This window comes from Novosphingobium resinovorum (assembly GCF_027922145.1).
GTDB classification, from domain to species: Bacteria; Pseudomonadota; Alphaproteobacteria; order Sphingomonadales; family Sphingomonadaceae; genus Novosphingobium; species Novosphingobium resinovorum.
The window spans coordinates 217,945-241,465 of record NZ_BSFC01000024.1 but is presented as its reverse complement, the minus strand read 5'-3'; the positions used below and the strand labels follow the sequence as shown (position 1 = coordinate 241,465).

The 23,521-nt window shown below is 65.5% G+C and carries 23 protein-coding genes; 8 read left to right on the top strand and 15 right to left on the bottom strand.

The features are described from left to right. Nucleotides 1-202 precede the first annotated feature (202 nt). Genes PKE80_RS16070 through PKE80_RS16050 form a run of 5 tightly spaced genes read right to left on the bottom strand, consistent with a single transcriptional unit; the run spans nucleotide 203 to nucleotide 3,122 of the window. Nucleotides 203-1,057 carry a TraB/GumN family protein gene (locus tag PKE80_RS16070; RefSeq protein ID WP_271183360.1) on the bottom strand — a complete coding sequence of 285 codons (855 nt, stop codon included), beginning with the start codon at nucleotides 1,055-1,057 and terminating at the stop codon, nucleotides 203-205. Further along, a complete protein-coding gene (locus PKE80_RS16065; protein ID WP_271183359.1) occupies nucleotides 1,058-1,966 on the bottom strand; it encodes a TraB/GumN family protein in 909 nt (302 codons plus the stop codon). A gap of 43 nt (nucleotides 1,967-2,009) precedes the next feature. Beyond that, nucleotides 2,010-2,666: a hypothetical protein gene (locus tag PKE80_RS16060; protein ID WP_271183358.1), complete on the bottom strand. Its 657-nt coding sequence runs from the start codon at nucleotides 2,664-2,666 to the stop codon at nucleotides 2,010-2,012. Beyond that, on the bottom strand, nucleotides 2,650-2,847 hold the full coding sequence (locus PKE80_RS16055; RefSeq protein ID WP_271183357.1) for a helix-turn-helix transcriptional regulator: 198 nt from the start codon (nucleotides 2,845-2,847) through the stop codon (nucleotides 2,650-2,652). The genes PKE80_RS16060 and PKE80_RS16055 overlap by 17 nt, the downstream gene beginning before the upstream one ends. Nucleotides 2,848-2,849: 2 nt before the next feature. Further along, nucleotides 2,850-3,122 (bottom strand): hypothetical protein, encoded by a 273-nt coding sequence (locus PKE80_RS16050; RefSeq protein ID WP_271183356.1) that lies wholly within the window; start codon nucleotides 3,120-3,122, stop codon nucleotides 2,850-2,852. A 187-nt stretch (nucleotides 3,123-3,309) separates the two neighbouring features. Here PKE80_RS16050 and PKE80_RS16045 point away from each other — a divergent pair, with 187 nt between their 5' ends. From PKE80_RS16045 to ppdK, 3 genes are read left to right on the top strand one after another with little or no spacing between them, the layout of a single operon-like run. Further along, nucleotides 3,310-4,212 (top strand): glycine--tRNA ligase subunit alpha, encoded by a 903-nt coding sequence (locus PKE80_RS16045; protein WP_008831867.1) that lies wholly within the window; start codon nucleotides 3,310-3,312, stop codon nucleotides 4,210-4,212. Next, entirely contained in the window at nucleotides 4,209-6,506 is a 2,298-nt protein-coding gene (gene glyS, locus PKE80_RS16040; RefSeq protein WP_271183355.1) for a glycine--tRNA ligase subunit beta, read from the top strand. Before PKE80_RS16045 ends, glyS begins: the two co-directional genes overlap by 4 nt. A gap of 55 nt (nucleotides 6,507-6,561) precedes the next feature. Then, nucleotides 6,562-9,225: a pyruvate, phosphate dikinase gene (gene ppdK / locus PKE80_RS16035; protein ID WP_271183354.1), complete on the top strand. Its 2,664-nt coding sequence runs from the start codon at nucleotides 6,562-6,564 to the stop codon at nucleotides 9,223-9,225. Between the two features lie 110 nt (nucleotides 9,226-9,335). Here the strand turns inward: ppdK and PKE80_RS16030 are convergent, their stop codons facing one another. After that, on the bottom strand, nucleotides 9,336-10,094 hold the full coding sequence (locus PKE80_RS16030) for a methyltransferase domain-containing protein (protein WP_271183353.1): 759 nt from the start codon (nucleotides 10,092-10,094) through the stop codon (nucleotides 9,336-9,338). Nucleotides 10,095-10,180: 86 nt separating this feature from the next. Between PKE80_RS16030 and PKE80_RS16025 the strand changes: the two genes are divergently transcribed. Both PKE80_RS16025 and hisI read left to right on the top strand, forming a co-directional pair. Beyond that, the gene (locus PKE80_RS16025; RefSeq protein ID WP_271183352.1) at nucleotides 10,181-10,921 is read left to right on the top strand and encodes a ComF family protein; all 741 of its coding nucleotides are present in this window, start codon (nucleotides 10,181-10,183) and stop codon (nucleotides 10,919-10,921) included. Between the two features lie 362 nt (nucleotides 10,922-11,283). Then, a complete protein-coding gene (hisI, locus tag PKE80_RS16020; RefSeq protein ID WP_271183351.1) occupies nucleotides 11,284-11,676 on the top strand; it encodes a phosphoribosyl-AMP cyclohydrolase in 393 nt (130 codons plus the stop codon). A 554-nt stretch (nucleotides 11,677-12,230) separates the two neighbouring features. On the opposite strand, the gene PKE80_RS16015 is transcribed toward hisI, so the two are convergent. From PKE80_RS16015 to tyrS, 5 genes are all read right to left on the bottom strand, one after another. Next, on the bottom strand, nucleotides 12,231-12,941 hold the full coding sequence (locus PKE80_RS16015) for a dienelactone hydrolase family protein (protein ID WP_271183350.1): 711 nt from the start codon (nucleotides 12,939-12,941) through the stop codon (nucleotides 12,231-12,233). An 8-nt stretch (nucleotides 12,942-12,949) separates the two neighbouring features. Beyond that, on the bottom strand, nucleotides 12,950-13,867 hold the full coding sequence (gene cysK / locus PKE80_RS16010) for a cysteine synthase A (protein WP_008832783.1): 918 nt from the start codon (nucleotides 13,865-13,867) through the stop codon (nucleotides 12,950-12,952). Next, the gene (locus PKE80_RS16005) at nucleotides 13,864-15,150 is read right to left on the bottom strand and encodes an MFS transporter (protein WP_271183349.1); all 1,287 of its coding nucleotides are present in this window, start codon (nucleotides 15,148-15,150) and stop codon (nucleotides 13,864-13,866) included. The genes cysK and PKE80_RS16005 overlap by 4 nt, the downstream gene beginning before the upstream one ends. Nucleotides 15,151-15,282: 132 nt before the next feature. Then, on the bottom strand, nucleotides 15,283-15,621 hold the full coding sequence (locus tag PKE80_RS16000) for a PilZ domain-containing protein (RefSeq protein ID WP_271183348.1): 339 nt from the start codon (nucleotides 15,619-15,621) through the stop codon (nucleotides 15,283-15,285). 130 nt (nucleotides 15,622-15,751) lie between these two features. Continuing rightward, nucleotides 15,752-16,981 carry a tyrosine--tRNA ligase gene (tyrS, locus tag PKE80_RS15995; protein WP_271183347.1) on the bottom strand — a complete coding sequence of 410 codons (1,230 nt, stop codon included), beginning with the start codon at nucleotides 16,979-16,981 and terminating at the stop codon, nucleotides 15,752-15,754. 196 nt (nucleotides 16,982-17,177) lie between these two features. Between tyrS and PKE80_RS15990 the strand changes: the two genes are divergently transcribed. The 3 genes from PKE80_RS15990 to PKE80_RS15980 all read left to right on the top strand — a co-directional run bounded on the left by PKE80_RS15990 (nucleotide 17,178) and on the right by PKE80_RS15980 (nucleotide 19,861). Then, on the top strand, nucleotides 17,178-17,714 hold the full coding sequence (locus PKE80_RS15990) for a DOMON-like domain-containing protein (RefSeq protein WP_271183346.1): 537 nt from the start codon (nucleotides 17,178-17,180) through the stop codon (nucleotides 17,712-17,714). Then, nucleotides 17,711-18,913: an exo-beta-N-acetylmuramidase NamZ family protein gene (locus PKE80_RS15985; protein ID WP_271183345.1), complete on the top strand. Its 1,203-nt coding sequence runs from the start codon at nucleotides 17,711-17,713 to the stop codon at nucleotides 18,911-18,913. The genes PKE80_RS15990 and PKE80_RS15985 overlap by 4 nt, the downstream gene beginning before the upstream one ends. Nucleotides 18,914-18,988: 75 nt before the next feature. Continuing rightward, nucleotides 18,989-19,861, top strand: coding sequence for a class I SAM-dependent methyltransferase (locus PKE80_RS15980; RefSeq protein WP_271183344.1), 873 nt, complete (start codon nucleotides 18,989-18,991; stop codon nucleotides 19,859-19,861). 4 nt (nucleotides 19,862-19,865) lie between these two features. Here PKE80_RS15980 and PKE80_RS15975 read toward each other — a convergent pair whose 3' ends face one another. The 4 genes from PKE80_RS15975 to PKE80_RS15960 form a co-directional block, all read right to left on the bottom strand. Continuing rightward, the gene (locus PKE80_RS15975) at nucleotides 19,866-21,047 is read right to left on the bottom strand and encodes a vWA domain-containing protein (RefSeq protein WP_271183343.1); all 1,182 of its coding nucleotides are present in this window, start codon (nucleotides 21,045-21,047) and stop codon (nucleotides 19,866-19,868) included. A 165-nt stretch (nucleotides 21,048-21,212) separates the two neighbouring features. Beyond that, nucleotides 21,213-22,097: a DUF817 domain-containing protein gene (locus tag PKE80_RS15970; RefSeq protein ID WP_271183342.1), complete on the bottom strand. Its 885-nt coding sequence runs from the start codon at nucleotides 22,095-22,097 to the stop codon at nucleotides 21,213-21,215. A 16-nt stretch (nucleotides 22,098-22,113) separates the two neighbouring features. Further along, a complete protein-coding gene (locus PKE80_RS15965) occupies nucleotides 22,114-22,548 on the bottom strand; it encodes a GFA family protein (RefSeq protein WP_271183341.1) in 435 nt (144 codons plus the stop codon). A gap of 1 nt (nucleotide 22,549) precedes the next feature. After that, entirely contained in the window at nucleotides 22,550-23,395 is an 846-nt protein-coding gene (locus PKE80_RS15960; RefSeq protein ID WP_271183340.1) for an AAA family ATPase, read from the bottom strand. Between the last annotated feature and the right edge of the window lie 126 nt (nucleotides 23,396-23,521).

Sequence of the window (23,521 nt, the reverse complement as noted above, 5' to 3'; positions counted from 1 at the left end):
CACGCCTCCAGGGATGACCATGACAGGAAGGCGCGGCCCTTACTGGGAGACGGGCGGAAAAGCAAGCCGTTCGTGCGTCCGTGGGCGGGATGTCGCGGCGTTTGAGGGGGCGGTTGCGACCCTTCGACAAGCTCAGGGTGAGCGGGGTTGGAATAAATCTCCCAATTCCGCTCAGGCTGAGCTTGTCGAAGCCCCCAAAGCCTCACTCCACCCGCGTGACCGTGAACCCCTCGGCCGTCAGCATTGCGGGCAATCCCTCAGGCCCGGCCATGTGCGCTGCGCCGACAGCCACGAACGGCTTGCTGCCCGAGCGAACCGCCCGTGCGATCCGGCCGGTCCAGCGCCGGTTGCGGCCGGTGAACAGCACTGCGCGCAGTTCCGGGTCGGCGAGCAGGCCCGAGCGGGTCTCCGCCTCGATCGCGTTCATGTCGCCCTTGCGCCAGCTGGCCGAAAGATCGCGTTCGGGATAGGCGGCCTCGGCGACGACGGCGGCGAGGAGGTCGCGCTGCTCGCGCTCGGGCAGGGCGTCGAACAGGCCGAGCTGCGCGGCAGCGCCTTCGAGTTCGACCACCGGCCTTTGCCCCGCCGCCGCGATCACGGCGCGGTCGACACCGTTGCGGGTATCGCCTTCGTCGGCTCCAGCGCGGGCGAGCGTCAGGGCTGCGGCCCAGGTATCCATCGCCGCGAAGTCGCCGTCGCCCCGGCCGCTCTTCTTGAGTAAGGCGGTGAGGGCGGCGCGGTCTTTCGGCGGTACGCGTTCGGAAAGCGGCGGTTCGTTCTCGCTGCGCGCGAGGCTTTCGAAAGTGGCGGCGACTTCCGCCTCGTTCGCGAGGTTGCCGACTTCGACCATGATTGATCCGGCTTCGTCCAGTGCGGAACTGACTTTCGCCGTGCGCCACGCAAGGGGGCGCTCGGCGCTGTGGATCGTGCCGAAGAGCCAACCGGCGTGGCCCTGACCGTCCTCGACCCGCCACAACGCGGGGTTGGCCTGCTGGGGCTCGCTCGAACAGGCGACCAGCCCGGCGATCGCCAGTAGTACCGCAAAACGACGGATCATCTACTGCACCCGGGTCGAGGAAACGCCCGCTGCGGCAAGCTGGTCCTGCACGCTGCCCGGCCCGGCGAGATGCCCGGCGCCCACCGCGACGAACACCGTGCCCGGCTTGTCGAGGCGCGTCTTGAGCCACTTCGCCCAGTTGGCATTGCGGTCGGTGATCAGCACCTTGCGGATTTCCGGATCGCTCTCGTCTTCGTTCATCAGTTCGGCGAGGTGGTCGGCATCGCCCGCCTTCCACGCGGCGACCATCCTGTCGACATCGGTTTTCACGTCGGGCAGGGCCTCGACCACTTCGTCGAGATAGGCGCGCTGGGTCGGTTCGGAGAGGTTGTCGAACAGGCCGATCTGGTAGTCGACGGTCTCGAAGGCATGGTTGGCCAGATGCCGCGCCCGCGCCCTTGCCGCGACCTGCTGGTCGATGCCGGTCTCGGTGTTGTAGCCGGCGGTCTTGAGCGGGATCAGCGTCAGCATCAGAGCGGCGAACCAGGCATCGTTGGCATCGAAAGCCTGCGCCGGGATGCCGATGGATGTCAGCGCGCCCTCGTAGGCGGTGCGCTCCTTGGCGGAGAGCATGTCGCGCAGGGACTTGCCATCCTTGCGCGCGGCCATCTGCAGGATCGTGCCCTGCGCCTGTTCGGTGTCGTCTATGGGTATCTCGGTCACCAGTTCCTGCGCGCTGTCGAGCGCCTTGGCGACCGGACCGGCGTACCAGTCCACCTGCTCGGGCAGGACGTGGATCGTGCCGAACAGCCAGATCGTGGTGTCCTCGTCCGCGACTTTCCAGAGCGCGGGGCGAACGGTGGAGCTTTGTGCGGCCTCCTGCGCCGAGGCCAGCGGCGAGGGCAGGGCAGTGAAGGCGAGCAGGGTGGAGCCAAGCCAGTTGCGAAGTTTGATGCGGGCGGGGGTCATGGCATTCCTATCGGGCAGGAGACTGTAAGGATGAATGAACGGATCAGCGCCAGCGGCGCCAGCCCCACCCGACGCACCAGACGATGCAGACCATCAGGCAGATCGCGACGCCGTTCGGTTCGGGCAGCAGCCCGCCGCGCCACGCCAGCCACCACGCAGGCGCCACCGTGACGAAGGCATAAAGCCCGGCCATCGCACCGAATTCGTATTCGGCGCGCTCGATTTCATCGAGGGTGGTGTGCCAGTAAAGCGACAAGGCGACCGTGACGATCCACGCAGCCAGCACTGTCAGCGTAAGCGGAAGGCTCAAGGGCGTTGCTGAAAACATGTTCGCAATGCCATGCGCCGGATCGGCGTGACTGACTTGCATCTGCCATGCAAACCCGGCGGCCACTCCGATAACCGTCGATATGCCGAGCGAAGCATAAAGCGCGATCCGTGAACGTCGAACCTGCGGACTGCGCGGTAACGCGAGAGTGCCTCGCGCCGAGAATATCAGCCATCCTCCGCCAACGAGCGCCAGCGCGGCCAGCCCGAGGCCGATCACGACGCCGGTGCGGAACTCACCATGCTCGCGCCATGCGGCGATCACGCCCGCAGCGATCCCCGCTCCGAAGATCGCAAGGAAGAACCCGCCGCCAAGCCTCAGGGCGACGCCGACGGTGCCGAGCGGCTTCTTGGTTTCAGCGATGTCCGTCATCGAATATCTCCTCGATGGAAAGGGCGAACAGCCGCGCGATGCGGAAGGCGAGGGGGAGCGAGGGGTCGTGCTTGCCGGTTTCGATCGCGTTCACCGCCTGGCGGGATACGTCGAGGCGCTCGGCAAGCTCGGCCTGGCTCCAGTTGCGCTCCGCGCGCAGCACTTTCAGCCGGTTGTTCACATTCAGGCCAGCGGGGCGAGGACCACGATGCGCGAGACCGGCTCGGCATTGTGCGTCTGCGACCGGGGGGCGGCATCCGCCTCGAAAGCGATCAGCGCCACGGCGAGTGCGGTCAGCGCCATCGCCAGCAGCACGATCACCTTGTGCTCGGCGCGCGGCGCGGGGTGACCCCAGCACAGGTAGTTGCGGCGTTCCTCGGCGGTGGCGCCGGGCTTGCCGAAGAACAGGGTTTCCAGAACGCTGCGGACGGTGACGCTCTTTGCGAAACGGGTCATGATGCACCTCGTCATGAAGTCCTGACTATATGTCAGGTATGCCTTACTTTATGTCGCGATTCTCTGACTGTGTCAACAAAACCTGACATTGCCCGATCGCGGAGGCTGAACCGCAATGCTTTGTGTTGTTGATTTGACAGCCCCGATCCGCCAAAGGCCGCGCATTCAAGAATTCGACGGAACCGCAATGACCGCCGCCAAACAGCCGCTCAGCTTCCAGGACATGATCCTGACGCTCCACAACTTCTGGAGCGCGCAGGGCTGCCTCATCCTGCAGCCTTACGACATGCGCATGGGCGCAGGCACCTTCCACCCCGCCACGACGCTGCGCGCGCTCGGCCCTGAGCCGTGGAAGGCCGCCTATGTCCAGCCCTCGCGCCGCCCGACCGACGGGCGTTATGGCGAGAATCCGAACCGGCTGCAGCACTATTATCAGTATCAGGTGATCCTGAAGCCGAACCCGGAGAACCTTCAGGAACTGTACCTGCAGAGCCTCGCCGAGATCGGCGTCGATCCGCTGGAGCACGACATCCGCTTCGTCGAGGACGACTGGGAAAGCCCGACGCTGGGCGCCTGGGGTCTGGGCTGGGAGGTGTGGTGCGACGGCATGGAAGTGACGCAGTTCACCTACTTCCAGCAGATGGGCGGCTTCGACTGCAAGCCCGTCGCGGGCGAACTGACGTACGGCCTCGAACGTCTGGCGATGTACATTCAGGGCGTGGACTCGGTCTACGACCTTCGCTTCAACAACGAAGGCGTGAGCTACGGCGACGTCTTCCTCGCCAACGAGCAGCAGCAGTCGAAGTACAACTTCGAGATCGCCGACACCGATGCGCTGTTCGCCGGCTTCAAGGCCGCCGAGGCCGAGTGCATGCGCTGCATCGACGCCAAGGTGCCGCTCGCGGCCTACGATCAGGCGATCGAGGCGTCGCACCTGTTCAATCTGCTACAGGCGCGCGGCGTGATCTCTGTGCAGGAACGCGCCAGCTACATGGCCCGCGTGCGCGATCTCGCCAAGGGATCGTGTCAGGCGTGGATCGACGTGAACAAGGACAAGTGGGAAGCCAAGTTCCCCGGGTGGACCGTATGACCGACTTCCTTCTCGAACTGCGCAGTGAAGAAATCCCCGCCCGCATGCAGGCGGGCGCGCGCGCCGATCTGGAAAAACTGTTCCGCAAGGAACTCGCGGCCGCAGGCGTCACGCCCGGCCAGATCACCGTGTGGTCCACGCCGCGCCGCCTCGCGCTCATCGCCAATGGCATGCCGGACGTGACCGAGGCCGTCAGCGAGGAGACCAAAGGCCCCGCCACCAGCGCGCCCGAGCAGGCGCTCGAAGGCTTCCTGCGCAAGACCGGCCTGACCAAGGACCAGCTTGAAGTCCGCGACGTCAAGGGCAAGGACACCTACTTCGCCGTCGTCGAGAAGCCCGGCCGCGCCGTGAAGGACGTGCTGGCCGAGGCGATCCCTGCCATCGTGCGCGCTTTCCCCTGGCCCAAGTCGCAGCGCTGGGGCGCCGCGTCGATCGGCACGGATTCGCTGCGCTGGGTGCGCCCGCTCTCCGGCATCGTCGCCATTCTGGGCGAGGACCTCGTCGAGTGCGAAGTCGGCGGCATCCGCTCGGGCTATGCCACGAAGGGCCACCGCTTCCACGCGCCCGGCGAGATCACCATCGGCGGCGCGCATGACTATGCCCGCAAGCTGTCCGCCTGCCACGTCATCGTCGATCATGTCGAACGCCAGGACCTGATCCGCGACGAGGCGCGCAACGTCGCTGCCGCCGCCGGTCTCAAGCTGGTCGAAGACGAGGGGCTGGTGATCGAGAACGCCGGCCTCACCGAATGGCCGGTGCCGCTGCTCGGCCGCTTCGACGAGGCGTTCCTCGAAGTCCCGCCCGAGACAATCCAGCTGACCGCGCGCGTCAACCAGAAGTATTTCGTCTGCGAGGACGCTGACGGCAACCTTGCAGACGCCTTCGTCTGCACCGCCAACATCGACGCCACCGACGGCGGCGTGGGCATCGTCGCGGGCAACCGCAAGGTTCTCGCCGCGCGCCTGTCCGACGCGCGCTTCTTCTGGCAGCAGGACCGCAAGGTTTCGCTGTCGGATCAGGCGAAGAAGCTGGCCCGCATCACCTTCCACGAGAAGCTGGGCACCGTCGCCGACAAGGTCGAGCGCGTGGCCAAGCTGGCCGAGTGGCTGGCGGCCGAGGGCATCGTCCCGAACTGCGATCCCGTACTGGCGCGTCAGGCGGCGGAATTGTGCAAGGCCGATCTCGTCACCGAGATGGTCGGCGAGTTCCCCGAACTGCAGGGCCTCATGGGCGGCTACTACGCCCGCGCCGAGCGCCTGCCCGACGCCGTCGCCGACGCCATCCGCGACCACTACAAGCCGGTTGGGCAGGGCGACGAAGTGCCGACTGCTCCGGTGACCGTGGCGGTGTCGCTGGCGGATAAGTTGGATACGCTTGTCGGATTTTTCTCGATTGGAGAAAAACCAACTGGCTCGAAGGACCCCTTCGCGCTTCGGCGAGCGGTTCTAGCGATCATTAGAACATTGGTAGAAGGCAACATTAGAATGCCGCTTACCAATGCATATGTTCATGCATATGCATCGTTTGTAGTCATCGATCTTATCGAGAATGTTACCTCGAAGCGGCAGGCCGCGCAGGATGCGTTGACGCAATTGCTCGGTAAATCAATTGATCCATTCTCGTTAGGAGACGCTAGCGAAGGACCGATTAGGGATCAGTTTGCACAGCAGTTGTTTGCGGGGCGTGAGGCAGCCGCTTCGCTTCTCGACTTCTTCGCCGACCGCCTCAAGGTCCAGCAGAAGGAAGCGGGTGTTCGCCACGACCTGATCGACGCGGTGTTCGCGCTCGGCGGCGAGGACGATCTGGTTCGCCTGCTCGCCCGGGTTCATGCGCTGCAGGCGTTCGTCGGCAGCGAGGACGGCGCCAACCTCCTCGCGGGCTACAAGCGCGCCGCCAATATCCTGCGCAAGGAGAACTGGTCGGCGTCTGATGCTGCACCCGCGCACCCGCACACCGGCGACGAGGACCCGCTCGAAAACGTGGACGATCCCGATATGCAGGAAATCTATGCTGCGGCAGGCTCGGGGCTCGGCTATGCGGCCGAACCGGCGGAACAGGCGTTGATCGACGCGCTCGATGCTGCGGAACCTCGGGCAGCCACAGCCGTTGCTGCAGAAGATTTCGCAAGTGCAATGAGTGCGCTGGCATCGCTTCGCGCACCTATTGACGGGTTCTTTGATCAGGTGACAGTCAACGATACTGACTCCATAAAAAGAACATCTCGTCTTGCACTGCTTGATCGCTTCCGTGCTGCGGTGCACAACGTAGCGGATTTCTCGCGGATCGAGGGGTAGGAGGGTTTCCCCACGGTCTGCATTCTTGCGCAAAAATCCCGGAGATTTGGGACTAATGACTAAGCAGGTCTACACGTTCGGCGGCGGCGTAAAGCACGACGATCCGCGCGCGAAGGACAAGGTGATCACCGGGGGCAAGGGTTCGAACCTTGCCGAGATGGCCGGAATCGGCCTGCCGGTGCCTCCCGGCTTCACCATCACCACCGAAGAATGCGTGAAGTATCTCGCGGAGGGCGCGAACTTCTCGGACGAACTGCGGGCCGAAGTGGCCGAGGCGCTGGCCCATATCGAAAAGTCGGTCGGCAAGTCCTTCGGTGATTCTACTGATCCGCTGCTGGTCTCGGTCCGCTCGGGCGCGCGCGTCTCGATGCCGGGCATGATGGACACCGTGCTGAACCTCGGCCTGAACGACGTGACCGTGGAGGGTCTCGCCGCTACTTCGGGTGACGACCGCTTTGCATGGGACAGCTACCGCCGCTTCATCCAGATGTATTCGGACGTCGTTCTCGGCGTCGAACATCATCTGTTCGAGGAAGCGCTGGAGATCGCCAAGGAAGACAACGGGTACGACAACGACGTCGAACTGACCGCGAACGACTGGCGGGGGCTGGTCAAGCAGTATACCGCGATCGTCGAGCGCGAACTTGGCAAGCCGTTCCCGCAGGACCCGCAGGAGCAGCTGTGGGGCGCGATCCAGGCCGTGTTCGACAGCTGGGACGCCGACCGCGCCAAGGTCTACCGCCGCCTCAACGACATCCCCGGTGACTGGGGCACCGCCGTCAACGTGCAGGCCATGGTCTTCGGCAACATGGGCGACACCTCGGCAACGGGCGTCGCGTTCACCCGCGATCCGGCGACCGGCGAGCGCGCCTACTACGGCGAATGGCTGGTCAACGCGCAGGGCGAGGACGTCGTCGCCGGCATCCGCACCCCGCAGTACCTGACCAGGGCCGCCCGCGAGCGCGCCGGGGCCAAGCCACTGTCGATGGAAGAGGCGATGCCCGAGGCATACGCCGAACTCGCCGCGGTGTTCGACCTGCTCGAAAAGCACTACCGCGACATGCAGGACATCGAGTTCACGGTGCAGCAGAACAAGCTGTGGATGCTGCAGACCCGCTCGGGCAAGCGTACTGCCAAGGCTGCGCTCAAGATGGCCGTCGACATGGTCGAGGAAGGCCTGATCGACGAAGCCACCGCGATCAAGCGCGTCGATCCGATGGCGCTCGATCAACTGCTTCACCCCACGCTCGACCCCAAGGCGCCGCGCGACATTCTCGGCAAGGGCCTGCCCGCATCGCCGGGCGCGGCTTCGGGCGCGATCGTGCTCGACGCCGACACCGCCGAGAAGCGCGCGGAAATGGGCGAGGCGGTCGTCCTCGTCCGCGTGGAAACCTCGCCTGAGGACATCCACGGCATGCACGCGGCGAAGGGCATCCTCACCGCACGCGGCGGCATGACCAGCCACGCGGCGGTCGTGGCGCGCGGCATGGGCCGTCCCTGCGTCTCGGGCGCATCGGGGCTGTCGATCGACATGAAGACCCGCACCCTGCGCATCGGCAACCGCGAGCTGAAGGAGGGCGACCTCATCACCCTCGACGGCGCCAACGGCGAGATCATGGCGGGCGAAGTCGCCACCATCGAGCCGGAACTGGCAGGCGATTTCGGCACGCTCATGGAGTGGGCCGACAAGCACCGCCGCATGAAGGTGCGCACCAACGCCGAAACGCCCGCCGACTGCAAGATGGCCCGCCAGTTCGGTGCCGAGGGCATCGGCCTGTGCCGCACCGAGCACATGTTCTTCGACGCAGGCCGCATCTCCGCCGTGCGCCAGATGATCCTGGCCGAGGACGAGAAGGGCCGCCGCGAGGCGCTGGCCAAGCTGCTCCCCGAACAGCGCGCCGACTTCCAGGCGATCTTCGAGGTGATGGCGGGCCTGCCCGTCACCATCCGCCTGCTCGACCCGCCGCTGCACGAATTCCTGCCGCACAGCGACGCGGAATTCGCGGAGCTGTCGGACGCGATCGGCATCGGCGTGGATACGCTCAAGCGCCGCGCGGACGAACTGCACGAGTTCAACCCGATGCTCGGCCATCGCGGTTGCCGTCTCGGCATCACCTTCCCGGAGATCTACGAGATGCAGGCCCGCGCCATCTTCGAGGCAGCCTGCGACGTCGCCTCGGCATCGGGTGAGGCGATCGTGCCGGAAGTGATGATCCCGCTCGTCGCCACCAAGCGCGAGCTGGCGATCCTCAAGAAGGTCGTCGATCAGGCCGCGGCCAAGGTGTTCGAGGAGAAGGGCAAGACGCTCGACTATCTCGTGGGCACCATGATCGAGCTGCCGCGCGCAGCCCTGATGGCGGGCGAGATCGCGGAAGAAGCGAAGTTCTTCTCGTTCGGCACCAATGACCTGACGCAGACCACGCTGGGCGTCTCGCGCGACGATGCCGCGCGCTTCCTCAGCCCCTACGTTGAGAAGGGCATCTACCCGCGCGATCCGTTCGTCAGCCTCGACATCGAGGGCGTGGGCCAGCTGGTCCAGCTCGGCGCCGAGCGCGGCCGTGCGACTTATGCCGACCTCAAGCTCGGCATCTGCGGCGAGCACGGCGGCGACCCGGCCTCGATCGCGTTCTGCGAGAAGGTGGGTCTGGATTACGTCTCGGCCTCGCCCTACCGCGTGCCGATCGCGCGTCTGGCGGCGGCTCAGGCCGCGCTGGCGTAAGCAAGCCAGCGTTCGTCATTGCGAGCGAAGCGAAGCAATCCAGGGCGGTTTGGGCCGCTCTGGATTGCTTCCGACCTTCGGTCCTCGCAATGACGATGAGATTTACGGGTTCAGCGCTTCCACCCGGACAGCGTCATGATCTCGAACCGCTCTACCGTGCGGCCGCCCTCACCGGCGGCCGCAAACGCATCGTGCGCCCGCGCCCGCGCCGCCTTGCCCAGCTGCGGACCGGGATCAGCGAGCACATTGGCGAGACCCTGCGCGCGCAAGTCGCCGACGAGGCGTTCGAGGCTGCGGAACCCCACGTCCAGATGGCGATGGTCCGCCACCGGGTCGGCATAGAGCGTGCGCTGGAGCAGTTGCGCTCCCGCACGCACGTCCACCGAGGGGTGAAGGCGCGGGGCAGGGCGCTCGCCGTCCGCCGCCAGCATGACCTCGCGCATGACCGGCAGGCTGCCGGAGCCGAGGAAGCTGGCGATCAGCAGTCCGCCTGGCGCCAGCGCCTTGCGTGCGTGGACGAAGGCGCCGGGAAGGTCGTTGACGGTGTCCAGCGTGCCGAGGCTGGCGATGAGGTCGAAGCCGTCGAACGGCCAGGGCTGTTCCTCAACGAAGCCGATGGCCGGGTCCACCTCGGTCACTTCCACGCCCTGTGCCCGTAGCGCCGCGGGAAGCGCCCTCGAGTAATCGCCGACAACCAGCGCCGTCTTCGGCTCGAAGCGCAGGAAGGAGAGGCGTTCGAGCACGTCCTCCACCATGTCGTCGATCAGGTAGCGCGGTGCATCCGGCTGTTGCTGGAGGCGCAGCATCCGGCGGCGCAGGGCGGCGCGGCGGGCGGGGGAGAAGATGCGGGGGGGAGCCTTGGTTGCCATGGATGCTCCCCTGCCGCGTCGATGAAAACCTTGCAATGCCCTCGTGGCGTGCTTGTCGTGCAACACGGCGTGCATAGGATCGCGCCATGGGCCTGGGACACGTACTTTCACCGCTCGTCGATCTCGTGTTTCCGCCGCGGTGTCCGCTGTGCGGGGCGGCGATCGGTTCGGCGGCGGGCCTCTGTGCGGATTGCTGGAGTACGCTGGTGATCCCGGGCGATCCGGCCTGCGCGGCCTGCCAGCGGCCTTTCGGCGATACGATGCCGGAGGGCGGCACGTGCGGCCCGTGCCTTGCCGATCCGCCGCGCCATGCCGGGATCGCGGCCGCGACGCTCTACAACGAACCTTCGCGCAAGCTGGTGCTGGCGTTCAAGCACGGGAATCGCATCGCGCTGGCACCGATGATGGCCGGGCTGATGGTGCCCAAGCTGCCTTTCGTCGATGCCGACTGGCTGCTGGTGCCGGTGCCGCTGCATCGCTGGCGGTTGTGGAAACGCGGTTACAACCAGGCGGCCGAGCTGGCCCGCCAGATCGGGCGGTGCAGCGGCGCGGGCCTCGCGGTCGATGCGCTGGTGCGGCGCAAGGCGACTCGCTCGCTTGGCGGCATGGGCAAGCTGGCGCGCAAGCGGGCCTTGTCGGGTGCGATTGCCGTCCATCCGAAGCGAAAGGCGGCGCTGAAGGGTGCGAAGGTTGTGCTCGTCGATGACGTGCTGACCAGCGGTGCCACCAGCGATGCCTGCGTATCGGCGCTGAAGCGGGCAGGGGCGGAGCGGGTAGTGATCGCCTGCTTCGCCCGCGTGCTGGATGAAGCGCTCGATGCGGCCTGAGGCGATTCGCCCTGAATACGAAAACGCCCGGAACCTTGTGAGTTCCGGGCGTCCTCGTGACGAAACTGTTTGAACCCTGCTTGCGCAGTTCAGCGGTGCCCCTGATACCGCCTGGTCCGATCCCTCATCAAAGCATTCCCTGAACCGTGGCCCGCTTTCCGTTTCAGACCGGTGTTCCTTGCCGAACACTTGCCTGCGAGCGACCTGTGGGTCAGAAGCAGCCCCCCAGCTGCAAAGCCAGAATTCATCGAATCGTCTTTTTTGGAAAGAGACTTCGCTGACTGACGTGGATTTTGGTCCCTTGCTGTGGCTGTGGTGCAACAATTATGCCGCTGTTAGCGGGAACAGGGATTAGTCCGAGGATGACAGACGTGATAGCCGCCGAGCGTGAACTGGGAACAGCGTTCCTGCCGCGCTTCGACGCCCAGGGATTGCTTATCGCCATCGCCGTCGATTCGCGCTCGCGCGAGATCCTGATGGTAGCTTACATGGATGCCGAGGCGCTGGCGAAGACGCGTGAAACGGGGCTGGCGCACTTCCATTCGCGGTCGCGCGGCAAGCTGTGGCTGAAGGGCGAGACCTCGGGCCATTTCCTGCGCGTCGAGGAAATTCGCGTCGATTGCGATCAGGACGCGCTGGAACTGCGCGTGACGCCGGAAGGTCCGGCCTGCCACACCGGTGCGCGCAGCTGCTTCTATCGGCGGCTTGATGGCGAAGTGCTGGAGCGCACCGGGGATCATCCGCCGCATTCTTGACATTTATCGCCAAATAGGTTATATGCCGCAACATCCGGAGCGGCGCCGTACACGTCGCTTCGGTGTATCGGGTCGGCGTCGTGGGCCGGGATGCGGTTCCAAGCCGTAGCTACGCAACTCACGCGTCCGTTCGAAGACCCGGACTGTCCCTGAGTTCCCGGAAAGCGTCATCCGCCCGTTCCTGAGATATACGTCAGGACACCGGATGTCCCCGCCGGACAACCATCGGCCGATAACGCTGCGAGCCCTAACGACGGCTACATGGGACTTTCCGATGAAATACAGGTCGAGCCGGGCTGCACCGTGAGTTACCCGGCCGCTCGCTAGAGCGTCACGGAAAACAAAACCCCGCGTCCCAGCTTGGACGCTCCCGACGCCGACCCGATGTTCACCTCGGTTGCGTTGACTTTCCCCGGCGTAATGGCCCGCACTCGCCAGCGGGTATTGTCGTATCTGCAAACCCCAAGTTCGTCATTGCGAGCGCAGCGAAGCAATCCAGGGCCGCGTAAACCGCCCTGGATTGCTTCGCTGCGCTCGCAATGACGAACTGGTGGTCAGCCCAGGATTTCGTCGAAGAACGACAGCATCGAGGCCCACGACTGGCGATCGGCGCTGACGTTGTAGTCGAGGAAAGCCATGCCCTTGTCCGGGCTGTGCGGGTCGGTGAAGCCGTGCTTCACGTTGCCGTAGCTGTGGAAGTGCCAGTCGGCTCCGGCCGCATCCATTTCCTCCCAGAACGCCACGACATCCGTGCGGGGCACGAGCGGGTCGGCATCGCCGTGGCAGACGAGGATGCGGGGCTTGATGCCGCCGGGCTGGGCCGGGGCAGTGGTCGGCAGGGTGCCGTGGAAGCTGACCACGCCGGCCAGATCCTCACCTGCGCGGGCGGCTTCGAGCACGGCCTGACCGCCCATGCAGTGGCCGATGGCGAAGAGCTTCAGCCCATCTGCAAGACCACGCAGCGCCTCGATCCCGGCGATGACGCGGGCGCGGTAGTAGGCGTTGTCGGCGCGCAGCTTCTCGGCGACGGGGAACGAAGCCTCGAAGCTCTCGATCGGCTCGCCGTAGAAGTCGGTGATCATCACCAGATAGCCCTCTGCGGCGAGCTTGCGGGCGCGCTCCTCCATCAGCGGGATGACGTTGGCGATCGTCGGGAACAGGGCGACGGCCGCGCGGGCCGCGCCTTCGGGGCGGGCGAGCCAGCCGGTGAGGGCGACACCGGCGTGTTCGTAGGAAACGGGCTCGAGGGTGGGGGTAGTCGTCACGATGGATATCACTCCGGCAGGAAGTCGGGCACCGAGAGATAGCGCTCGCCGGTGTCGTAGTTGAAGCCGAGGACGCGGCTGCCTGCGGGCAGGTCCTTCAGCTTCTGGGCGATGGCGGCAAGCGTCGCGCCCGAGCTGATGCCCACGAGCATGCCTTCCTCGGTTGCGCAGCGACGCGCCCAGTCCTTGGCGTCGGCGGGGTCGACCTGAATGGCCCCGTCGATCGACTGGGTGTGCAGGTTGCCGGGGATGAAACCGGCGCCGATACCCTGGATCGGGTGCGGGCCGGGCTGGCCGCCGGAGATCACCGGCGAGAGCGTCGGCTCGACCGCATAGGCCTTCATCGAAGGCCAGCTGGCCTTCAGCGTCTCGGCGCATCCGGTGAGGTGGCCGCCGGTGCCGACGCCGGTGACGAGCACGTCGATGGGTTCATCGGCGAAGTCCTTGAGGATTTCCTGCGCGGTCGTCTTCACGTGGACGTCGACGTTGGCGGGGTTGTCGAACTGCTGGGGCATCCAGGCGCCAGGCGTCGCCTCGATCAGTTCCTTGGCGCGCTCGATCGCGCCCTTCATGCCCTTTTCGCGCGGAGTGAGGTCGAACTTGGCGCCGTAGGCCAGCATCAGGCGGCGACGCTCGACCGACATCGATTCGGGCATGACGAGGACAAGGGTGTAGCCCTTGACCGCTGCCGCCATGGCGAGGCCGATGCCGGTATTGCCCGAAGTCGGCTCGATGATGGTGCCGCCGGGCTTGAGGCTGCCGTCGGCTTCCGCCGCCTCGATCATGGCGAGGCCGATGCGGTCCTTGATCGAGCCGCCAGGGTTGGCGCGCTCCGCCTTCACCCAGACCTCATGGTCCGGAAACAGGCGGGAGAGGCGGATGTGCGGGGTATCGCCGATGGTGGCGAGGATGCTGTCGGCCTTCATGATTTCTGCTCCCAACGGGTTTCGAAGGTACGGGCGCGGCGCAGTTCCGGGAAGAACCAGGCCCAGGCAAGGGTGATGACTATGGCAGCGCTGCCGCCGAAGACAACTGCTCCGGTAGCGCCGAGAAGGGCTGCGGCGAAGCCCGACTGGAACTCGCCCAGCTCGTTCGAGGCCGAGACGGCGAGACCGGAAATCGCCGAGACGCGGCCGCGCACGGTGTCGGGCGTGCGCAACTGGACGAGCGAGCTGCGGATGAACACCGAGATCATGTCGGCGGCGCCGAGGCAGGCGAGACAGGCGAGCGACAACAGGAAGTGGCGCGAGAGGCCGAAGCCGATCGTCGCGGCGCCGTAGGCCACGACGGCCGCCAGCATCTTGACGCCGACGTTCGACTGCAGCGGGCGGAACGAGAGCCAGAACGCCACCACCGCCGCGCCTGCCGCCGTCGCCGCGCGCATCTGGCCCAGGCCCTCGGGACCGACGTGCAGCAGATCGCGGGCGAAGACCGGCATCAGCGCGGTCGCGCCGCCGAGCAGCACGGCAAAGAGGTCGAGCGTGATGCAGCCGAACAGGAAGCGCTCGCTCCAGACGAACCGGAAGCCCTCGACGATCTGGCGGATCGGGTGAGCCTTGGCCGGATCGCGCGGGATGGCGGGCAGATGGCGGATCGCCTGGATGGCAATCGAGGCGCCCAGCGTGAACAGCGCCGAGCACCAGTAGGGCAGGGCGTGGTGGGCCGCGAACATGAAACCGTAGGCGGCAGGGCCGATGATCGTGCCCGCCTGCATCGCGATCGAGTTGAAGCCGATCGCGCGCGGGATCAGCTTGGGCGGCACGATGTTGGGCGCGATCGCCGACATGGCCGGGCTGATGAATACGCGGACCATGCCGTGCATCACCGCGAAGGCATAGAGCACCGGCAGGCTGCGGATTTCCAGCGTGGTGACGATGCCGAGGCCCAGCGCGACGCACATGTCTAGCAGGGCGGCTGTTCCGGCGACCTTGCGGCGGTCGAAACGGTCGGCGACGACGCCCGCCACCGGGGTCAGCAGGAACACCGGCAGGAACTGTGCGAAACCGAGCAGGCCCAGCTGGAACGAGGCCTGCGTGATCGACATGGCGTAGTCGGTTCGGGCGACGTCGTAGAGCTGGTAGCCGATGATGACGACCGTACCCGTCGTCGCCAGCACCGCGAAGAAGCGGGCCAGCCAGAACTTGCGGTAGTCGGCGATCTGGAGCGGCGAAGTGGGGGCGCCGTCGGGAGAAGGATGGGGGAGACTCACGCGGGCTGCATGGCAGCGTGGCCTCCCCTTGCCAAGACATGCCTATATTGATTTTTCTTCTTTGATTTTCTCAATAGATGGACTTGGCGCAGGGCTCGGGCGGTTTCGTCGAACGGGGATATTGCGAATTGATTATCGGCGAGGGCGCAGGCGGGGATTAGGCTGCAGTGTATCGACCAGTTTCAGAAAGTCATCGACACGGATTATGCGCTCGAACTGGAAACCGGATCGGCCCTCGTGAGTCCAGATCATGTGGGCCTCTATCCGGCCCACTACGGGCAGCCGCATAACAAGGCGTTCACCGCGCTCCAGCGCCATTTCGCCTTGAATCATGAAGCCTTGGGCGGAGATGTTGACGATGTGCAGATCGAGGTCGCCGAGTTGGCGGTGCTCGGCGATCACGGTGTAATCGACGGGATGACGCGCTGCGCGCCGTTTGTCGGTTACAGTGAGCTGCGCTCCTGCACTCATGGTTTCATGCCTTTTGATCTTTGCCGTCGAAGAACTCTAGGCTCAAATGGCAAACAAGCAGTTAATTCCGCCGACCCTGCCCGGAAGGACAGCCCGAAGGAGCCCGGGCAGGAGTCGGCGGACTGAGTTGTCAGATACCCTTGATGACGCCGTGCTTTTTCTTGCCGACACTGAGCTTGCGGCTTTCCCCGCTGGCCAACGTGATGAGCAGGGTGGGATCGTCCATCGCCACGTCGTCGAGACGCACGGCGCCTTCGGCGATCTTGCGCTTGGCCTCGCCATTGGAGGCGACGAAGCCGAGTTCCACGCAGGCCGCGCCGAGGCGGATGCCGTCGGCGCCGACTTCGATGGTCGGCAGGTCGCCGCCCATGCCGCCGCCCGCGAAGGTCGCCTGCGCGGTGGCTTCGGCGGACTTCGCGGCTTCTTCACCGCGGCACAGCTTCGTCGCTTCGTTGGCGAGAACGATCTTGGCGGCGTTGATTTCGTTGCCTTCAAGGGCTTCGAGGCGCTCGATCTCGTCCAGTGGCAGGTCGGTGAACAGGCGCAGGCGCTTGCCGACGTCGCGGTCGTCGGTGTTGCGCCAGAACTGCCAGTAGTCGAAGTGCGAAAGCTGGTCCTCGTTCAGCCACACCGCTCCGCCGACCGTCTTGCCCATCTTGGTGCCGTCGGCATTGGTGAGCAGCGGCGTCGTCAGGCCGTAGACCTGCGTGCCGTCGACGCGGCGCGAGAGTTCGACGCCGTTGACGATGTTGCCCCACTGGTCCGAGCCGCCCATCTGCAGGCGGCAACCCGCCTTGCGCGACAGTTCCAGGAAGTCATAGGCCTGCAGGATCATGTAGTTGAATTCGAGGAAGCTGAGAGACTGCTCGCGATCGAGCCGCAGCTTGACCGAGTCGAAGCTGAGCATCCGGTTGATCGAGAAGTGCTGCCCGATGTCGCGCAGGAACGGGATGTATTCCAGCTTGTCGAGCCAGTCGGCGTTGTCGACCATGATCGCGTCGCTGGGGCCGTCGCCGAAGGTCAGGAAGCGCTCGAAGACGCGGCGGATCGAGGCGACGTTCTCCTTGATGAGATCCTCGGTCAGCAGCTTGCGCGCTTCGTCCTTGAAGCTGGGGTCGCCGATCTTGCCGGTGCCGCCGCCCATCAGGACGATCGGCTTGTGCCCGGCGCGCTGCAACTGGCGCAGCATCATGATCGAGACGAGGTGCCCGACGTGCAGCGAAGGCGCCGTCGGGTCGAAGCCGATATACCCCGGCACCACCTGCTTCGCGGCGTAGGCGTCAAGGCCCTCGGCATCGGTGAGCTGGTGGATGTAGCCTCGCTCGTCGAGGAGGCGCAGCAGGGTCGAATTGTAGGTCATCGGTTCCGCTTCGTTTTAAGGGAAGCGCGCGCCTAGCACGGGGAGGGGGGGAAATAAATGGATGGTCTGCCGCCGTCGTCCCCGACCTGATCCGGGATTGCCTGAAGACAGCCTCCGGTCCCGGCACACGTCCGGGACGCCGCATATCGCCGGAACCGCATTGCCACACGGCCCCGTCAGCGCATAGCGAGTGGTTATGACCGAACTCGTCTTCCACCCCGCACATCCTCCGCTCGCCGTCCGCAGTTTGGAGGCGCGGATCATCGGTCATGACGCCGAGTGGTTACGCGCGCGCTGGAAGATCATGGGTGCGGCACAACTGGTCGTCCTGCCGTTTGCAGGCAAGGGCAGGGCGGATGGCCTGTGGCAGACAACCTGCTTCGAACTGTTCCTCCAGCACGGAGACGGACCGGGCTACACCGAGATCAATCTTTCTCCCTCCGAGCGCTGGAACGTCTACGACTTCACGGCCCGGCGCGAGGGCATGGTCGAAAGGCCGATGCCGCGCGAACCCGAGTGCACGATCCGGCAAGGCACCGACATGGCGATCTTCGACGCCGCGATCCCCGCCGCCGGACTGCCCCCCGCTCCGTGGCGCTGCGGCTTCACGGCGGTGATCGAGGAGCACGGCGGCACCAAAAGCTACTGGTCGCTCGCCCACAGCAGCGATGCACCCGACTTCCACGATCCGGCTTGCTTCACGGCAACCATTGCGGCACCGAGCGCACCATGAAATTCGGTATAGACCGCCTGCTGGCGGACCCCGCACTGCGCGCTCCGCTCGAAGGCAAGCGCGTTTCGCTCGTCGCCCATCCGGCCTCGGTGACCGAGGGCCTTGTCCATTCGCTCGACGCGCTGATCGCGGCCGGGGTCAACGTGACCAGCGCCTTCGGCCCGCAGCATGGCCTCAAGGGCGACAAGCAGGACAACATGGTCGAGACGCTCGACGAGACCGATCCGGTTTACGGCATCCCGGTGTTCAGCCTCTACGGCGAAGTGCGTCGTCCGACGGGCCAGATGATGTCCACCGCCGACGTCTTCCTGTTCGACCTGCAGGACCTCGGCTGCCGCATCTATACTTTCGTCACCACGCTGCTCTACCTGCTGGAAGAGGCCGCCGCGCAGGGCAAGAGCGTGTGGGTGCTCGATCGGCCCAACCCCGCCGGTCGCCCGATCGAGGGCACCACGCTGCTGCCGGGGCAGGAGAGCTTCGTCGGCGCCGGGCCGATGCCGATGCGCCACGGCCTGACCCTGGGCGAGATGGGCCACTGGTTCATCCGCCGCTTCGGCCTGAACGTCGATTACCGCGTGATCGCGATGGAAGGCTGGGAGCCCGAGGCCGCGCCCGGCTTCGGCTGGCCGCAGGATCGCATCTGGATCAACCCCAGCCCGAATGCCGCCAATCTCAACATGGCCCGCGCCTATGCCGGGACAGTGATGATCGAGGGCGCCACGGTCTCCGAAGGACGCGGCACCACGCGCCCGCTCGAAGTCCTGTTCGGCGCGCCGGACATCGACGCCAAGGCGGTGCTCGCCGAGATGCAGGCCTTCGCGCCCGAATGGCTGGCGGGCTGCGCCATCCGCGAATGCTGGTTCGAGCCGACCTTCCACAAGCATGCCAAAAGCCTGTGCAATGGCCTGATGATCCACGCCGAGGGTGCGTTCTACGATCACCATGCATTCCGTCCCTGGCGGTTGCAGGCGCTGGCCTTCAAGGCGATCCGCCGCCTCTATCCCGACTATCCGCTCTGGCGCGACTTCCCGTACGAGTACGAGTTCGAGCGCCTGGCCATCGACGTCATCAACGGCGGTCCGGCCCTGCGCGAATGGGTGGACGATCCGGCCTCCACGCCCGACGATCTCGAAGCCATCGCCGTCGCCGATGAAGCGGCATGGCGCGCGGAAATCGCGGGCCTTCTGCTCTATCCTTGAGGCTCAGGGCGAGGTTAACTCTCCGTCCACCAATCCGACCTAGGGAATTGCCCGTGGTTCGGATCGGAGGGCAGCATGACCGAATGCAACATGTGCGGCAGTGCGAGCGCGAAGCCATTGTTTCGCGCCAAGGGCTACGACCTCGTGCGCTGCGTTCAATGCGATCTCGCCTACGTTTCCAATCCGCCGGATGAGAATGCGCTGCGCAAGCTCTACTCGGCGGGGGAGAGCGATTACCACTCCGAACTGCATGATCCCGGCAGCACCGCCTCACGCCGGATGGCTACCATCGCGGCGCGGCACCTGAAGTTCACGCGGCGCTTCGTTGCATCAGGCCGACTGGTCGACGTCGGCTGTTCCTCCGGCGAGTTCTTGCTGCTTGCCCACGAAGCCGGATTCGACTGCTCCGGCATCGAATTCTCGCGCGAATCCGCCGAGGAGGCACACCGCCGCACCGGCCTCGGGATCGAGCGGGGCACATTGCACGATACCACTCTGGCTCCCGGTTCGTGCGACGTACTCACGCTGTTCGACGTGATCGAGCATGTCCCCGATCCTTCCGCCGATTTGCGCGCTGCCTTTGACCTCCTCGCACCGGGCGGGTGGCTGGTGCTGTCGACGCCCAACATCGACGGGCTGTTTCCACGCCTGTCCTACCCGCTGGCGAACCGGCTGGACTACTGGCCCCATCCCGAGCCGCCGCATCACCTGTTCCAGTTCTCGGAGGCGACGCTGGCGAGGATGGTGGAGTCCGCGGGCTTCCGGGTGGCGGGCACCCGCCATTGCAACATCGACCTCGCCTATACCTTCGGCGCCCCGGCGACGCTGGCGCGCATGCCCAAGCGGCTCGCCTATGCGGCCCTGTTCGCACCCGCCGCCAAGCTCGGGCCGCTCGTGGGCATGGGTGACTGGCTCTATCTGGCCGCGCGCAAGCCGTCTGCGAACTGACTGCTCACCCCTTCTTGCGGGTCAACTCGCGCATGGCCGAGTCCAGCCCGTCGAGCGTCAGCGGGTACATCGCTCCGCCCATGATCTCGCGGATCATGCGAGTCGAACCGGAATAACCCCATTGCCGCTCCGGCGAGGGGTTCAGCCAAACCGTCGCCGGATAGGTCTGCACCACGCGGTTCAGCCAGACCGTGCCCGCTTCCTCGTTCATGTGCTCCACCGAGCCGCCGGGATGGCTGATCTCATAGGGGCTCATCGCGGCGTCGCCGACGAAGATCACCTTGTAGTCGTGGCCGTACTTGTGGAGGATGTCCCAAGTCGGCGTGCGCTGCGACCAGCGGCGGCGGTTGTCCTTCCATACGCCTTCGTAGAGGCAGTTGTGGAAGTAGAAGAACTCCATGTTCTTGAACTCCGCCGTAGCGGCGCTGAACAGGTCCTCGATCAGCCTGATGAACGGGTCCATCGAGCCGCCGACGTCGAGAAACAGCAGGACCTTCACCGCATTGTGCCGCTCCGGCCGCATGACGACGTCGAGCCAGCCCTGCTTCGCCGTGCCCGCGATCGTGGCGTCGAGATCAAGCTCCTCCGCCGCGCCTTCGCGGGCGAAGCGGCGCAAGCGGCGCAGCGCCACCTTGATGTTGCGGGTGCCGAGTTCGCGGGTGTTGTCGAGATTGGCGAACTCGCGCTTTTCCCAGACCTTGATCGCGCGGCCCTGCTTGCCTTCCCCGCCGATGCGCACGCCTTCGGGGTTGTAGCCCGAGTGCCCGAACGGCGAGGTGCCGTTGGTGCCGATCCACTTGTTGCCGCCCTGATGCCGCTTTTCCTGCTCCTCCAGTCGCTTCTTCAGCGTTTCCATGATCTTGTCCCAGGAACCGAGCGCCTTCACCGCCTCCATCTCCTCGGCCGAGAAGTAGCGTTCGGCGAGCTTCTTGAGCCAGTCCTCGGGAATCTCGACGGGTTGCTGGCCGTAGTCGCTGAAAATGCCCTCGAACACCTTGCGGAACACCTGGTCGAAGCGGTCCAGCAGGCCCTCGTCCTTCACGAAAGTCGCGCGGCTGAGGTAGTAGAACGCCTCGGGCGTCTGCTCGATCACGTCCTTGTCGAGCGCTTCCAGCAGCACGAGGTGCTCCTTGAGCGAGGCCGGAATGCCCGCGCTGCGCAGTTCGTCGATGAAGTTCAGGAACATGGCGCGCTGCCTCTGCGGGTTGACACGGAACGAGCGGTGAAAATGTGTAACCTTACTCCCGAAACCTCCGGTTTTCCGGGCCTTTTCAAAAGTGCCGTGTGACCTTTCGGTGCACCGTAAGGTGACAGGTTGGAGAGGGGCGGCAGGCAGTTCATGTGGCGCATGCTACCGGTCCTGCGCGGTGTAGGAAAATGCCTCGGCCGTCACGCGTGACTTGGGGCGATGCACGGCCGCGACCAGCACGAAGGAAATATACATCAACAGATACCACGCGCCCAGCTTGCCGAAGTGGACCATCGCCCAGCCGCTGCGCTGGCTCGGGTAGATCCACGCGTGCGAGAACGTCGCGAGGTTCTCCGCGAACCAGATGAACAGCGCGACGAGGAACCAGCCGAGCAGCAGCGGCATCCACCGATCCTCCCGCCAGACACGGAACCAGATGCGGGTGCGGGCGAAGCACAGGGCCAGCATGGCGAACAGCGCGAGCCGCAAGTCGGGCAGCCAGTGATGCGCGAAGAAATTGACGTAGATCGCCAAAGCCAGCACCACTGAAAGCCCCTCGCGCGGGTAGCCGGTGAAGCGGAAGTCGAAGATACGCCAGACGCGGGCGATGTAGCTGCCGACGGCCGCATACATGAAGCCCGAGAACAGCGGCACCCCGCCCACCCGCAGCATCGCCGCCTCGGGATATTCCCACGATCCCACAGAGGTCTTGAACAGTTCCATCACGGTGCCGACGACGTGGAAAGCAAGGATGACCTTGGCTTCGTCCAACGTCTCCAGCCGCAGCGCGAGCATCGCCAACTGGATGGCCAGCGCACTGATGGTCAGGAAATCGTATCGGGCGAGCGGCGCATCGTCGGGATAGAACAGGTGCGTGCCAAGGAGCAGCGCGAGCAGCAGCCCGCCAAACAGGCAGGCCCAGCCCTGCTTGAAGCCGAACAGCAGGAACTCGTAGACCCACGCGCGCCAGCCCGGACGCGGCGTGAAGCCCTCGAGCCGCGCGCGGATCACGGCGAAACGGGTGTGCGTGGTCGGCCCTGCGGTCATGACCCGGTGCCGCCGATCAGTCCTGCGGCGTGGGAGCCGGGGCAGGGGGCTGCTGCGGCCAGCGTTCCAGCGCCGGATCGATCACCGCCCAGTCCGGTGCGTCGTCCGTCCAGATCGCCATCGCGGGCTTCACGCCGTGGTCGCCTTCGAGCAGGCCGATGCGAATGGTGCGGAACTGCGGGCGCGCGCTCGATCGGCCGAGGACCGGACTGCCGCAGGCCACGCAGAACTCCTGCGTCAGCGTATTGCCGCTGGCCGCGACGTAGACGAACTCGCCGCGATCCCCGGTCAGCGTCACCGCGTCGGTCGGGAACATCGCGTTGTGAGTCGGGCCGCCACCGGCGGCCTTCTGGCACTGGCGGCACCAGCATTGGCGCGTGGCAACCGGCTCCGCGGTGATTTCGACGGTAACGGCACCGCAGTTGCAGCGCCCCGAATACGATGCGGTCATCTCAGCGGTTTCCCCGGGCCATGAAGGCCAGTCGTTCGAACATCATCACGTCCTGCTCGTTCTTGAGCAAGGCCCCGTGCAGCGGCGGGATGGCCTTGGCGGAGTCCCTGTTCTGCAGCACGTCGAGCGGCATGTCCTCGTTCATCAGCAGCTTGAGCCAGTCGAGCAGTTCGCTGGTCGAGGGCTTCTTCTTGAGGCCGGGCACTTCGCGTAAGTCGTAGAAGATCTCCATGGCCTTGCGCACCAGCACCTTCTGGATGCCGGGGAAGTGAACGTCGACGATCGCCTCCATCGTCTCGCGGTCCGGGAAGCGGATATAGTGGAAGAAGCAGCGGCGCAGGAAGGCGTCGGGCAGGTCCTTCTCGTTGTTCGAGGTGATCACCACGATCGGGCGCTCGACGGCGGCGACATGCTCGCCGGTCTCGTAGACGTCGAAGGCCATGCGATCGAGTTCGGCGAGGAGATCGTTGGGAAACTCGATGTCGGCCTTGTCGATCTCGTCGATCAGCAGGACCGGCAGGCGCGGCGAGGTGAACGCCTCCCACAGCTTGCCCTTGCGGATGTAGTTGCCGATGTCGTGGACCCGCGCATCGCCGAGCTGGCCATCGCGCAGGCGGGCGACGGCGTCGTATTCATACAGGCCCTGATGCGCCTTGGTGGTGGACTTGACGTTCCAGGTGATGAGCGGCGCATCGAGAGCCTCGGCGATCTGTTCGGCCAGCACGGTCTTGCCGGTGCCGGGCTCGCCCTTCACCAGCAGCGGGCGGCGCAGCAGCACGGCGGCATTGACGGCGACCTTGAGGTCCTCGGTGGCGACGTAGTTGCTGGTGCCTTCGAAACGCTGCATCGGCTCATCCTGTGACTTTAACCGTTTGATTAAGCCTTATGGGGTGCGATGCTGCAAGGCAATATCGATCCGGATACGACGGGCAGGCGATGGACTTCCCCGCGCGAGCGTTGCAGAGCAGAGCGC